Genomic DNA, 13,567 nt, shown 5'->3' with positions numbered 1-13,567 from the left:
GGTTCGTCTATGTGTATTATTCACCACAGCATAGTTGTAATTTTTATAAATAAAATACAGGGATGTAGGGGAGTAATGTAAAAATGCATAATGAATCACCGATAACAAGACGTAAATCCACACGTATCTATGTCGGTAATGTACCTATTGGAGATAATGCACCTATTGCGGTGCAGTCAATGACGAACACACGGACAACAGATGTTGAAGCGACTGTTAATCAGATCAAATCGCTGGAGCGTGTAGGTGTTGATATTGTCCGTGTTTCGGTGCCAACCATGGATGCGGCGGAAGCTTTTAAACTCATCAAGCAGCAAGTCAATGTCCCGTTAGTTGCCGATATCCATTTTGATTATCGTATCGCATTAAAAGTTGCCGAATACGGTGTTGACTGTTTGCGTATTAATCCCGGAAATATTGGTAATGAAGAGCGGATCCGTCAGGTTGTAGATTGCGCTCGCCATCATAATATACCAATCCGTATTGGGGTTAATGGCGGCTCTTTGGAAAAAGATTTACAGGAAAAATACGGAGAGCCGACACCAGAAGCATTGGTGGAATCGGCTATGCGTCATGTAGATATTCTTGACCGCCTTAACTTTGATCAGTTCAAGGTCAGTGTTAAAGCATCTGACGTCTTCCTTGCTGTAGGTGCCTATCGTTTGCTGGCTCAGAAAATTGATCAGCCGCTGCATTTAGGCATTACTGAAGCCGGTGGTGCCCGTGCTGGTGCGGTGAAATCTTCAATCGGGTTAGGAATGCTGTTATCTGAAGGTATTGGAGACACTTTGCGTATCTCTCTGGCGGCAGATCCGGTAGAAGAGGTTAAAGTTGGCTTCGATATTCTGAAAGCACTGCGCATTCGTTCAAGAGGTATCAATTTCATTGCCTGCCCGACCTGCTCCCGTCAGGAATTTGACGTTATCGGTACAGTCAATGCGCTTGAACAACGCCTTGAAGATTTGATTACGCCGATGGATGTTTCCATCATCGGCTGCGTTGTCAATGGTCCCGGAGAAGCTGAAGTTTCTACATTGGGTGTGACAGGCGCAAAAACAAAAAGTGGTTTTTATGAAGATGGCGTTCGTCAGAAAGAACGTCTCAATAATAATGATTTGATTGACCAGCTTGAAGCGAAAATCCGGGCCAAGGCTGCGATCCTTGATGCCAGTAAACGAATCAGTATCAATCAGCTCGAAAAGTAAAATTCAATACCGGCTCATGTTATTTGAGTCGGTATTATTTTGTTTGCTGATTGAACCTTGAGAATATTCGCTTTTATAATCGACTCTATTGTAAAAATATTAATAAGAGATAAAACATGGCAAAAAACATTTCGGCTATTCGTGGCATGAACGACTGCCTTCCTGCTGAAACAGCGATTTGGCAACGTGTTGAGTCTACAATAAAACGTGTGCTGGCTGGTTATGGCTTCAGTGAAATCAGAACACCGGTTGTAGAGCAGACCCCGTTATTCAAGCGAGCTATCGGGGAAGTGACTGATGTGGTCGAAAAAGAAATGTATACATTTAATGACCGCAACGGAGAAAGCCTGACCCTGCGCCCGGAAAACACTGCTGGTTGTGTTCGTGCCGGTATCGAACATGGTCTGCTGTACAATCAGGAACAGCGTTTATGGTACATCGGCCAGATGTTCCGTTATGAGCGCCCGCAAAAAGGCCGTTATCGTCAGTTTCATCAATTGGGCGCTGAAGTGTTTGGTCTTCAGGGGCCGGATATTGATGCTGAAATGATCCTGATGACTGCGCGCTGGTGGCGGGAGTTGGGTATTGCTGAGCATGTGACACTAGAGTTGAATTCCATCGGTTCGCTGGAAGCGCGGGCAAACTATCGTGATGCTCTGGTTGCTTTCCTTGAGCAGCATAAAGATAAATTGGACGAAGATTGTCTGCGTCGCATGTATACTAACCCATTGCGCGTACTGGATTCTAAAAATCCGGAGGTTCAGGCACTTCTTAACGATGCCCCGGCTCTGTTTGATTATCTTGATGCAGAATCAAAAGAACACTTTGACGGCCTGTGCCGGAATCTGGATGCTGCTGGTATTCAATATCGTATTAACCAGCGTCTGGTGCGCGGTCTTGACTATTATAACCGCACAGTTTTTGAATGGGTCACTTCTGCTTTGGGTGCGCAGGGTACGGTCTGTGCCGGTGGGCGTTATGATGGTCTGGTTGAGCAACTGGGTGGGAAATCAACACCTGCGGTCGGCTTTGCCATGGGTATGGAACGCATGATCCTGTTGGTTCAGGAAGTGAACCCTGAATTTGTTGCCGATCTCACGGTTGCAGATGTTTACCTTTCTTCCTTCGGGGAAGGCAGTCAACAGGCAGCACTGATTCTGGCAGAGAAAATCCGTGATGAATTACCGGAATTACGCCTAATGACCAATCACGGTGGCGGTAACTTTAAGAAACAACTGGGGCGTGCAGGTAAGCACGGTGCCAAAATTGCCCTGCTTTTAGGGGAAGATGAAATTAGTACAGGTAATGTCACCGTGAAAGATTTACGAAATGGTGAGCAACAAACATTACCACAACAAACGATCGCAGCACGTTTGAGCGAACTGTTAGGCTAAGGAGAGACTCTGTGGAAGTCTATACCACTGAAACTGAACAAGTTGATGCAATAAAGCGTTTTTTCGTTAACAACGGTAAATATATTGCTGTTGGCTTAGTATTGGGGATTGGGGCAATTATTGGCTGGCGTTACTGGCAATCTCATCAAACAAATCAGTTACAAGATACTGCAACAGCATTTGAGCAAATGAACCAGTCATTAGCATCAGGTTCGAAAGAAGGTATCTCGGCCGCAGAGAAATTCGCTAACGAAACGAATAATATCTACGGTGTGATGGCAGATATGGAACTGGCAAAACATGTGGCTGATAAGAATGATCTGGCTCAGGCAGAAAAATATTTACTGACTGCTACAGGTAAAGCTAAAGATCAGGATATACAGGCTTTGTCAGATATTCGTCTGGCCCGCATTCAGTTAGCCGAAGATAAAACTGATGCGGCATTAAAAACGCTGGAGCAGGTAAAAAGCAAAGGATGGCAAATCATCACTGAGAATATCCGGGGTGATATTCTGGCGAAGAAAGGCGATATAGCAGGTGCGCGTGAAGCATACTCCAGAGGGTTGGAATCTCAGGGAGCTCAGGCTTTGAAAGAGAGAATGCAAGTTAAACTAGATAATTTATCCAATTAAGGGAGCCAACTCTAATGCAACTGCGTAAAACACTTCTGGTTGGGCTGGTTGCTTCTGTTCTGCTGGCGGGTTGCTCAAGTGAACAGGATACGGTCATAATGTCCCCGCTGCCAAAGGTTGAAAACCAATTCAATCCTCATGTGGTGTGGGATAAGTCGGTTGGAAGTGGAGTTGGTCATTACTACTCTCACTTATCACCTGCATGGCAAGGCTCTGCTGTTTATGTTGCTGATCGTAATGGTATTATCAAAGCATTTGATATAGATAGCGGCAAAGAGTTATGGTCTACCGACCTGTCGGAGAAAACAGGCTTTCTGTCGTCACGTTTGCCTGCGTTATTATCCGGTGGTTTGACGGTATCAGGTGATCGTCTGTATGTTGGCACAGAGAAAGCCAAAGTTATCGCATTAGATACTACAACCGGCAAAGTTGAGTGGGAAACGCAGGTTGCTGGTGAAGCGTTATCCCGTCCGGTGTTAAGTGATAACCTTATCCTGATTCATACCGGTAATGGGATGTTACAGGCATTGAATGCAAATGATGGCTCTATCGCCTGGTCCATCAATATGGATACGCCGCCATTGTCTGTCCGTGGTGAGTCAGCTCCCGCTGTGGCATATGGTGCTGCGATTGTCGGTGGTGATAATGGCCGTGTCAGTGCTGTTCTGCTTTCACAGGGGCAACTTATTTGGCAACAGCGTATCTCTCAGGTCACTGGTGCAACGGAAATTGATCGTCTGAATGATGTTGATATGACACCGGTCATTTCTGATAATGTCATTTATGCCATTGCCTATAATGGCAATCTGGTTGCAATGGATATGCGCTCTGGTCAGATAATCTGGAAACGTGATCTTGGTTCCGTCAATGATATGGTTGTGACTGACAACAATATTTTTGTTGTAGATCAGGATGATCGTATTTTATCCCTGCGTAAAAGTGATGGGGTAACCATTTGGTCCCAGAACGATTTGTTGCACCGTAATCTGACTGCCCCGGAAATGTATAACGGCTATCTGGTTGTGGGTGATGGAGAAGGTTATCTGCACTGGCTGAATATGGAAGATGGTCAGTTTATGGCTCAGCATAAGGTTGATAGCTCAGGCTTATTAAGCCGTCCGGTTATCGCCAGTGATAAACTGATGGTGCAGGCAAGGAATGGTAAAGTTTACCTGTATACACGCTGATATACAGTAAATATTTTAATGCATTTTATCCGAACACGGCTCCTGTAATGACAGGAGCCGTGTCGTCTTTTTAGTATCTTGCAGTTATGAGAAGAAGATTTTGTTGTGAACGAACTTCAAGCGCCTCTTTTTTTGCGGGATATCGATTTACATTTAGTCATGAGGCATCAAAAATGATACCTGTCGTTGCGCTGGTTGGGCGCCCCAATGTTGGAAAGTCTACTTTATTTAACCGCTTAACCCGTACCAGAGATGCATTGGTCGCGGATTTTCCCGGTTTAACCCGCGACCGTAAATATGGACGTGCGGAAGTTGAAGGGAAAGAATTTATTATCGTTGATACCGGTGGTATTGACGGAACAGAAGAGGGCGTAGAAACACATATGGCTACGCAATCTTTGATGGCAATCGAAGAAGCAGACATTGTCCTGTTTATGGTTGATGCCAGGTCCGGGCTGATGCCTGCGGATCACGCGATTGCAAAGCATTTGCGCAGCCGTGAAAAATCGACGTTTTTAGTCGCGAATAAGACTGACGGTATCGATATTGATACATCTGTTGCTGAATTTTATTCTCTGGGATTGGGGGATATACATTCTATCGCTGCTTCTCATGGACGTGGCGTAACACAATTGATTGAGCATGCACTGTTGCCTTTCTATGCAGATGAGGAAGGTGCAGAGGAAATTGAATTAACGGAAGAAGAAGCTAACGCTGCTTACTGGGCTGAGTTAGAACAGGCTGAACAAGACGCTGTCGAAGAAGCTGAGCAGGAAGATGATTTCGATCCGACAACACTGCCATTGAAGTTAGCAATCGTCGGGCGTCCAAATGTGGGTAAGTCCACACTGACTAACCGTATTTTGGGTGAAGAGCGTGTTGTTGTCTTCGATATGCCGGGTACAACTCGTGACAGCATTTATATTCCGATGGAGCGTGATGGTCGTGAATATGTGCTGATTGACACAGCGGGAGTTCGTAAGCGTGGCAAGGTGACAGAAACGGTAGAGAAATTCTCCGTTATCAAAACACTTCAGGCAATTGAAGATGCGAACGTCGTTATGCTGGTGGTTGATGCCCGTGAAGGTATTTCGGATCAGGATCTTTCCCTGTTGGGCTTTATTCTTAACAGCGGCCGCTCCTTAGTCATCGCGGTGAACAAATGGGATGGCATGACTCAGGAAGACCGTGATCATGTTAAGGATATGCTGGACTTACGTCTGGGGTTTGTTGATTTTGCCCGTGTCCACTTTATTTCTGCTTTGCATGGTAGCGGAGTAGGGAATCTGTTTGATTCTATTCTGGAAGCTTATGAAAGTGCGACCCGTCGTGTCAATACGTCCATGCTTACCCGTATTATGCGTATGGCTGAAGATGATCATCAGCCACCAATAATACGCGGGCGCAGGGTTAAAATGAAATATGCTCATGCCGGAGGATATAATCCGCCAATCGTTGTTATTCACGGTAATCAGGTAACAGGCTTGCCTGATTCGTATAAGCGCTACTTAATGAATTATTTCCGCCGCTCTTTAAAAGTGATGGGTACACCTATTCGTATTCAGTTTAAAGAAGGGGCTAACCCATATGCGGGTAAGAAAAACACATTAACGGCAACACAGTTACGTAAACGTAAACGTTTGATGGAACATTTGAAAAAGCGTTAATTAAGCAAAAAAATAAAGAGCTATTTATAGCTCTTTATTTTTGTTTAAGACGATTAACCATTATGATGAATAATTGAATTGATTATCTTCTGGGTTATACTTTTTAACATCGAATGATTAATTACTTTTTTCTTTATCAATTTTAGTTATATCTTTTTTTTGTAACGAAGAATTTTGGGCTGATTTTTTCATTAACTTATTAACATCATTTAATGTTTTTAGCACATATTCCTTATCTTTCTCATCGCAGTGCTTTGCAATATACTCCAGCAAATGGGGCGGGACTATACAGTGTTGATTTGTTGTATTGCACATAATATACCCAATTTGGTTAGTGTGTGAGCCTGGTATCTATATAATATCCCCCGTTTTTCAAGTACCTCTTGCTGGCTACACTCACGCACCCCAGTCACCGTTTTTATAAATATACGATGCGTTATGATCCCAGAGAGTAATGAGCGGCTTTTGTGTTCCATCGGGAACCAGCTTTTATCATTCCTTTGTTGCCGTGATGCATATTGAAACCCGTTGGGTATAACTTACCTTGCTAGTCTAAATATTAGTCAAAATAATTAAATCAGTCACTACTAAAAATGTAAATTTTTTTATTCATTTATTTTGTTAATTATATATGTAATAAGCAGATAAATTTTCAGAACCATAGCTGATTATATATTATTGGGAATTCATGCGGTTGAAGAATTTAATTAAGATAAAATTGATGTTATTAGAAAAAATAATCACCTGATAAAAAAGAATATAGAAATAAATATGACGATAACAACAGGGGTTTTCCTAACCCCTGTGCCAAAAATATTATTTTATCGTCAGCGCAGGACACCCACTTGATGCCATGCATCAGTGACAAGATTTGAAGCACTTTTACCAAAGAGCTTGCAGGCATTAATTACCGTTAATTTAGCAAAATCATCAAAATTTGCTTTGTTGGATAGGTTATTATCTGTCAAAGTGCTGTACCAGATTTTACCTGCTTGCTCCCATGAATACCCTCCTAAAGCTGTTGCTAACAGGTAGAATGCTCTATTTGGAATGCCTGAATATTTATGAACTCCGCCGTTGTCATTTGAAAAGGGAAGATCTTCATATTGATCCATATGACCTATTTGATCATCATCTGAATACGCAGCTCCCGGATCCTTGAACGAACGCAGTGCAAGATTGGGATCATTATTAGGATTCATTTTTGGCCCGAAGATCCCCTGACCAATCAGCCAGTCAGATTCGTCGGCTTTCTGATTATTCGAAAATTGTTTCACCATAATACCGAATACATCTGAAATAGACTCGTTGAGAGCACCTGCTTGATAGGCATAGTCCAGATTTGCTTCATATTGAGTGACACCGTGTGTCATTTCATGCGCTGTAACATCAATACAGGATGTGAAGCGATTAAGATACGACTTCATACCATCACCAAAAACCATCTGGTTGTCTGCCCAAAACGCATTTGCATAATTTTCAAGGTAATGTACTGTAGCGACTAACTTAAGTCCTTTATTATCAATTGAGTTACGGCCAAAAATTTCTTTATAGAATTGATAAGTTATACCAAGATGTTCATAGGCTTCATCAACACAAATATCCTTACTTTCAGAAGAGCCTTCAGTCCGTATTGTTTTTGTACCTGGATACTTATCTGTATTTTCGGCATCATATATTATTCTATCCAGATTCTCATCATCTCCTGGATTATATATCAGTGATGAACTTCCCATGCCAGCATAATAATTCATTAAATTATAAGTGTGATTTAAAGCTTTTAATATTGGAGCCTTATCATTTTCATCGCAATTTTTAATAATATATTCGAATAAATTTGGAGGAATAATGTTGTGTATCGTATTTTTGTACATAATGATACCCCGATTTATTTTTGGATGCTGTGTATTTTTTTTGGGATCCCAATTAAATTATTAGCCTAAGTCACAAGGTTTTCTACTAATTAGATGCTTTTTTATTATTTTGTTTTTATTAATCTATAAATATAGTAAAGAGCTTAAATAGGCTATATAATATTAACTATATGATTAATATTAAATTAATATAATATTGATGAATAATATTATATTAATATTTTCGTTGCTGTTTTTTTGGGCAAAAGTACACCAACTTCTTTCCAGCACTCTCTGGTAATGTGGGAGATATTCTTGCCAAATAATCTTTCTGCACTCTTAATAGTTAATGTAGCGAACTCATCAAAAGTGGCATACGAAGATAAACGATTATCTAACAAAGTTTCATACCAGATTTTTCCCGCTCTCTCCCATGAATAACCTCCCAGTGCAATTGCGAGTAAGTAAAATGCCTTGTTCGGGATCCCTGAATATATATGAACACCTCCATTATCCAGCGTAATTGGTAGCTCTTCATATTGATCCATATGAGCAACCTGCCTGTCGTTGGAAAACGCTGTACCCGGCCTTATAAATGAGCGTAAGGCAATATCAGGTTTATTCTCTGGGTTAAAACGAGGACCCAGAATTCCTTTTCCCAATAACCAGTCGGATTCATCCGCTCTTTGATTATTGGAATACTGTTTTACCATTATGCCAAATGCATCTGAAATAGACTCATTCAGAGCACCAGACTGGTAGGCATAATAGAGGTTAACTTCATTTTGAATAACTCCATGCGTTAGTTCGTGTGCTACCACATCAATAGCAGAGGTAAAGCGATTGAAGAACTGACCATCACCATCACCGAAAACCATTTGCTTCCTTGACCAAAAAGCATTTAAGTAATTTTTACCATAATGAACAGTGGCAACTAATTTCAGCCCTTGGTTATCAAGTGAATTGCGATCAAAAACCTTACTATAAAACTCATGAGTTTTTCCAAGGTACTCATAGGCTTCATTAATGGCAATATCGTCACTGTCAGGCATACCTTCACTTCGGATTAATTTCTTTCCGGGGAACTCTTCTTTCTGTTCCGCATCATAGATAGTTCTGTGTAGTTTTATTTTTTCAACATGTTTTATTTCATATTCCGGCTGTGGAATACCTTCAAATATCGTAATGTTCATTAAATTATAAACATGATCTAATGTTTTTAATACATATTGATTAGTACACTCGTCACAGTGATTGGATATTTGTTCTAAGACAAATGGAGGAATTAAACTGCATCTATTAATTGCTTGTCTATTCATAGTTATCCCCTGTTTTGTCAGTGCTATGTTTATTGTTTTGGGCGCCCATTTGCATACTATCGATAATTAAAGTGATAGTCATTAGGGTAAATATTGACTTTTTATAACAGAATATTGTTAATGGAATGCTATCAATAAATTTATTAATCTATTGATATAAAAGCAGGGTTGTAATATATACAATTAAACACAAGATGCGTAGCCAGCAAAGAGATAACTTGAAAGTCGATGTGTATATTAAATTTTAAATTTAGATTAGAGTAGTGATAAATAGCCCAATACATATTTATACTATTGGGCTACTCCAGGATTTATTTATACCCAGTCTTTTTTTATCAGAAATGATGTATAGAGCTCTTCTTCGGCAGAATTGGGCTCAGGGGAATAATTATACTCCCAGCGAACTAAAGGAGGCATGGACATCAGTATAGATTCTGTTCTCCCGCCACTTTGCAGGCCGAATAATGTTCCTCTATCCCAGACTAAATTAAATTCAACATAGCGACCACGGCGATATAATTGGAATTGCCTTTCCCGCTCTCCCCAGCCGATATCTTTTCTTCTTTCAACAATAGGTAGATAAGCCGAAAGGAAACCATTACCCACAGCTTGTGTGAAATTGAAGCAAGTATCAAAATCGGGACTATTTAAATCATCATAAAATAGCCCGCCAATACCACGAGGCTCATTACGATGCTTAATAAAGAAATAATCATCACACCATTTTTTATATGTGGGATAAATATCCTCACCAAATGGCTGGCATAACGTACTGGCAACGGTGTGCCAGTGAACGGCATCCTCTTTAAAGCCATAATAGGGAGTGAGATCAAACCCGCCACCAAACCACCAGATGGGGGACTCACCTTCTTTTTCGGCAACAAAAAAGCGAACATTGGCGTGACTGGTCGGAACATAAGGATTTTGGGGATGAATAACAAGGGAAACCCCCATTGCCTGATAGCTGCGACCCGCCAGTTCAGGGCGGTGAGCTGTTGCTGACGAAGGCAGGGAATCTCCGGTTACATGGGAAAAATTCACACCTGCCTGCTCAAAAACCTTACCTGATTTTAAGACACGGCTGCGTCCGCCACCGCCTTCCTCCCGTTGCCAGCACTCTTCGATGAAATGGGAATGATCATCCAGACGTTCAAGTTGTTTACAGATTTCATCCTGTAATGAGAGGAAAAAAGTCTTAACTTGAGATATATTAGCTATATTCATAATTAAAGTATAACCATTTGATATTATTTAAATAATTACAATTATTTAACGAGGTTGTTTTTGTTTGTTTATGCAATTGTTTATACATAGAACGCTGAACAAACTTATAAACAAGACATAAGATAAGAACAGTGTAAAAGAAAAGACAGGAAAGAATAAGAGTGAATTTGTGATCAATAAAACAAGGCCAGTATGCTAACCGTTCTGATCTTGCGAAGAAGTTACGGTTATTTTGCTGAAAGTTTTTAGAAGGGACAATTACGAATGTTACTGCTAGTGAGAAGATACCCCGTTACGGCTATCTTCCCGATGATTTTCAAGTGATGGGCTACTATTTTTATGATTTATCTCGAACCTTGCGTTCAATCAATTCACCATACGAATCAAAATAACGGCTAGGCCAGATTTCTGAGGGATGTATTTCAAGATAGTTAGCTATTATCCATTCGCCTTTCGGCCACGGTCGACTAAGAGTATTCGCTAGTGTTGATGAACTGAGGCCAGATTCACGAGAAACAGCCGCTAAGGTTGTACCACGTTTACGTAATGCGGCGATAATGTCGGCTTGATGCCAATCATTTTTAACATTATTCATTCCTGTTACCCCTTCCATTAATTGAGAAAATTGATGGTGGCGATTCAAGCAAGGTTCGCATTACCGGGCTAAGATTCCGGTGAGGCCGAAGCCTCCCCTGCCTGAATCACCATTGAAAGGGTGAACGAGGTCACTGGTAGAAACATCCTACCAGTGTTCTTAGCTCAGGGATGCGAAGCCCTGACCACTAGATTTTGCTAATGGCGGGGGGACTTTAACTGATTGGTTTATCTGGTTCAATAAGCGAATCAGTATAAGCGCTTAACTTTTGAGTTAGAGAGGCTTAAAGTGTTACTGTGATTTTGTACTTAAAGTAAACGAAAAATATCCATACTCTATTTGCTATGTACCAAAGCATATTAAAAATACAATGTATAATATGCTTGTCTATTAAATGTTAAGACTTTAATTTAATGGCATAAATGAAAATGTCTAATAATAATAGAGTTGTTATTTTTGAAAAATAAGCTACGAGTGTAATGTTAAGGATATTATTGTTGACCAAGTGAGATCTGGTTATGTCATCTCACTTGGCATTTACAGTAGGGATTTTAATTACATTAATTTATTGGGTTTATTTCTTTTAGATAATCAGGGGAATAACGTGATTCTATTTTTACGCTAATCTGAAATTCACCTGTATTATCACCAAAATAACCTTTGTAATCGTTAAATAAAAATACTAATTCTCCATCTATAGGAATTGTTTTGTGGAGTACTCCATTACCAATTTCATAGGTTTTTCCTCCAATTTTAGCAACTAAACTATATGAAAAATCACTAGGTTCATCTACGACACCTTGTGGTGCAGTATATGGATTTCCCGGTCCCCCATATTGTACCCAACCTTTAGCAATAATTGAAATAACATCTCCTACATTAAGATAAAGCCCAGTATGTCTACCTGTCTCAAGGTTAGCAGGAACACTTCCAGACCAGTCATACATAATATTACCTCCAAATTATATTTTGAATGTGTAAAAATTAAGATTGTGATTATTTAATGGCAGGCATTTTCACTCGAACAGAAACAAATCTGCCATCAGGGATATCAATTAAATCACCGTCAGAATAACCTTCTCGTACATTTCTGGCAAAAGTAGGTGCGTCTAAGTGTTCACGGTGGTAGATCATTAATTTGATGGAGCCATCAGGTAGAACTTCGTGATTGATCCAAATTAGTGGTAATTTGTTTTTAGATAGCGGTATTTCAATATCGTTATCTGTGTCACTTTGTATATCATCAGTACTAAAGCCTGAAACGCCTTTAATAAGGTAAATACCCTCTGAAATACGTTCCGCTGTGGCTCCTTTAGATTCGCCTTTGGTGATAAATGTTCCATCAGAGTTAATTTGAATTATAGAGGATATTTGCCTTAAATATCCTTTTTCATCTAATCTAACACTTCCTTCATCCAATATTTTTCTAAATGGAAGCCAGCAACCACGATCCCCATTTCTGACTCTATAGTATAAACCACCGTTTTTCTCATCATAATTTGACTGTAAAACAAAATCATAACCACCCAATGGTCCACATATTTTAATACCTGTACCATATACATTTATCCCATCAACTGCTCCATGATAATTAAAATATGTTGAATTTGTCGGAATATCTTTAAAGTCTCCGATATTAGAATTATTTGAACTTCCAACAATTAGATTGGCATTAGTTTGAATTGAACCGATATCATGTGCTGACGGCTTATTATTTGGGCTATAAGCATCCTTCGCTAATTTCACTGTTTCGGATAATCCTATGTTTTTAACAAACAACGTTTTATCAGGAATATCAGCCCCGTTCTGTTTCTTCTCCAAATAGAGATCAGAATTATTATTGAGAGCATTTTGGTTAGCTGTATTGGCTAAATCATATGCTTTTTTAACAGCTTTAGAGGTTGCAACGGTTATCTCACTGTCATTGTCTACTGCATTACTTAACGTAACAAATCCCGGTTCTGCTTGAGTTGCATAGGGATGATTACGGCTTGCAGCGTGTTCCGCAATGGCTTCTTTGATTGAATCTTTGACATATTCCGGTGTTGTAACAATCACAAGATTACTATCTTCTGAGACAGGTGCATCAGGCTTTTTATCTTGCATATTTATTCCCTCATTTAATCAACAATAACATTGCTAAATAACATGAAGGCGGTGAGATACTTCTCCGCCGGTGAACATCAATAAATTGGTTCATCAATATTGGAGAGTACAGATTGATTTCATTCAGTGGATGAATTGCATATTTTAATGGCAGGATGACATAAAATAACAGATGGTAAATTAATAAAATTTATCCGGTGACTGATAAATTTTAGTGAAATAAAGGTGAGGTATCTCACCTTCTGAGCATTTGATTTTATTAAACCCCATCAAAGATATCCAGTTTCTTCTGCTGTTCTTCACTCAAGTTAAACGCAAAGTCTTCATGTTCCACCTGCCATGTGCCAAAACTCATCAGGAACGCAATCGAAGGGTCTATCTTATT

Annotated in this window: 12 protein-coding genes; 5 read left to right on the top strand and 7 right to left on the bottom strand. The window is 40.0% G+C overall.

Annotation, left to right across the window (positions count from 1 at the left end; all coding sequences use genetic code 11):
• Positions 1-83: 83 nt before the first annotated feature.
• The 5 genes from ispG (at position 84) to der (ending at position 6,085) form a co-directional block, all read left to right on the top strand.
• On the top strand, positions 84-1,205 hold the full coding sequence (ispG, locus tag AACS90_RS04405; RefSeq protein WP_099121859.1) for a flavodoxin-dependent (E)-4-hydroxy-3-methylbut-2-enyl-diphosphate synthase: 1,122 nt from the start codon (positions 84-86) through the stop codon (positions 1,203-1,205).
• Between the two features lie 116 nt (positions 1,206-1,321).
• A complete protein-coding gene (hisS, locus tag AACS90_RS04400; RefSeq protein ID WP_099121858.1) occupies positions 1,322-2,599 on the top strand; it encodes a histidine--tRNA ligase in 1,278 nt (425 codons plus the stop codon).
• Between the two features lie 11 nt (positions 2,600-2,610).
• Positions 2,611-3,231: a YfgM family protein gene (locus AACS90_RS04395; RefSeq protein WP_099121857.1), complete on the top strand. Its 621-nt coding sequence runs from the start codon at positions 2,611-2,613 to the stop codon at positions 3,229-3,231.
• Between the two features lie 14 nt (positions 3,232-3,245).
• Positions 3,246-4,418: an outer membrane protein assembly factor BamB gene (bamB, locus tag AACS90_RS04390; protein WP_099121856.1), complete on the top strand. Its 1,173-nt coding sequence runs from the start codon at positions 3,246-3,248 to the stop codon at positions 4,416-4,418.
• A gap of 173 nt (positions 4,419-4,591) precedes the next feature.
• Positions 4,592-6,085, top strand: coding sequence for a ribosome biogenesis GTPase Der (gene der / locus AACS90_RS04385; RefSeq protein ID WP_099121855.1), 1,494 nt, complete (start codon positions 4,592-4,594; stop codon positions 6,083-6,085).
• A 117-nt stretch (positions 6,086-6,202) separates the two neighbouring features.
• Here the strand turns inward: der and AACS90_RS04380 are convergent, their stop codons facing one another.
• The 7 genes from AACS90_RS04380 to AACS90_RS04350 all read right to left on the bottom strand — a co-directional run bounded on the left by AACS90_RS04380 (position 6,203) and on the right by AACS90_RS04350 (position 13,182).
• Positions 6,203-6,400, bottom strand: a complete 198-nt coding sequence (locus tag AACS90_RS04380; protein WP_099121854.1) for a protealysin propeptide domain-containing protein — start codon at positions 6,398-6,400, stop codon at positions 6,203-6,205.
• 512 nt (positions 6,401-6,912) lie between these two features.
• Positions 6,913-7,959 carry a M4 family metallopeptidase gene (locus AACS90_RS04375; protein ID WP_099121853.1) on the bottom strand — a complete coding sequence of 349 codons (1,047 nt, stop codon included), beginning with the start codon at positions 7,957-7,959 and terminating at the stop codon, positions 6,913-6,915.
• Positions 7,960-8,168: 209 nt separating this feature from the next.
• A complete protein-coding gene (locus AACS90_RS04370; RefSeq protein ID WP_099121852.1) occupies positions 8,169-9,257 on the bottom strand; it encodes a M4 family metallopeptidase in 1,089 nt (362 codons plus the stop codon).
• Positions 9,258-9,572: 315 nt separating this feature from the next.
• Complete coding sequence (gene hemF / locus AACS90_RS04365; RefSeq protein WP_099121851.1) at positions 9,573-10,481, bottom strand: oxygen-dependent coproporphyrinogen oxidase; 909 nt, start codon at positions 10,479-10,481, stop codon at positions 9,573-9,575.
• Positions 10,482-10,818: 337 nt separating this feature from the next.
• The gene (locus AACS90_RS04360) at positions 10,819-11,076 is read right to left on the bottom strand and encodes a helix-turn-helix domain-containing protein (protein ID WP_099110566.1); all 258 of its coding nucleotides are present in this window, start codon (positions 11,074-11,076) and stop codon (positions 10,819-10,821) included.
• Between the two features lie 560 nt (positions 11,077-11,636).
• Positions 11,637-12,023, bottom strand: a complete 387-nt coding sequence (locus tag AACS90_RS04355; protein WP_099121850.1) for a LecA/PA-IL family lectin — start codon at positions 12,021-12,023, stop codon at positions 11,637-11,639.
• A gap of 49 nt (positions 12,024-12,072) precedes the next feature.
• Positions 12,073-13,182: a phage tail fiber protein gene (locus AACS90_RS04350; protein ID WP_193757182.1), complete on the bottom strand. Its 1,110-nt coding sequence runs from the start codon at positions 13,180-13,182 to the stop codon at positions 12,073-12,075.
• Positions 13,183-13,567 lie beyond the last annotated feature (385 nt).

The organism is Xenorhabdus sp. KK7.4 (assembly GCF_963876465.1).
Taxonomy (GTDB): Bacteria; Pseudomonadota; Gammaproteobacteria; order Enterobacterales; family Enterobacteriaceae; genus Xenorhabdus; species Xenorhabdus stockiae.
Note: the sequence above shows the minus strand (reverse complement) of the source record. Positions and strands in the feature narration are given on the sequence as shown.

Coding starts and splice junctions, on each gene's coding strand:
- der (WP_099121855.1), top strand. CDS start 4,592: ATGATACCTGTCGTTGCGCTGGTTGGGCGCCCCAATGTTGGAAAGTCT.
- bamB (WP_099121856.1), top strand. CDS start 3,246: ATGCAACTGCGTAAAACACTTCTGGTTGGGCTGGTTGCTTCTGTTCTG.
- AACS90_RS04380 (WP_099121854.1), bottom strand. CDS start 6,400: ATGTGCAATACAACAAATCAACACTGTATAGTCCCGCCCCATTTGCTG.
- AACS90_RS04375 (WP_099121853.1), bottom strand. CDS start 7,959: ATGTACAAAAATACGATACACAACATTATTCCTCCAAATTTATTCGAA.
- hemF (WP_099121851.1), bottom strand. CDS start 10,481: ATGAATATAGCTAATATATCTCAAGTTAAGACTTTTTTCCTCTCATTA.
- AACS90_RS04355 (WP_099121850.1), bottom strand. CDS start 12,023: ATGTATGACTGGTCTGGAAGTGTTCCTGCTAACCTTGAGACAGGTAGA.
- AACS90_RS04350 (WP_193757182.1), bottom strand. CDS start 13,182: ATGCAAGATAAAAAGCCTGATGCACCTGTCTCAGAAGATAGTAATCTT.
- hisS (WP_099121858.1), top strand. CDS start 1,322: ATGGCAAAAAACATTTCGGCTATTCGTGGCATGAACGACTGCCTTCCT.
- ispG (WP_099121859.1), top strand. CDS start 84: ATGCATAATGAATCACCGATAACAAGACGTAAATCCACACGTATCTAT.
- AACS90_RS04360 (WP_099110566.1), bottom strand. CDS start 11,076: ATGAATAATGTTAAAAATGATTGGCATCAAGCCGACATTATCGCCGCA.
- AACS90_RS04370 (WP_099121852.1), bottom strand. CDS start 9,257: ATGAATAGACAAGCAATTAATAGATGCAGTTTAATTCCTCCATTTGTC.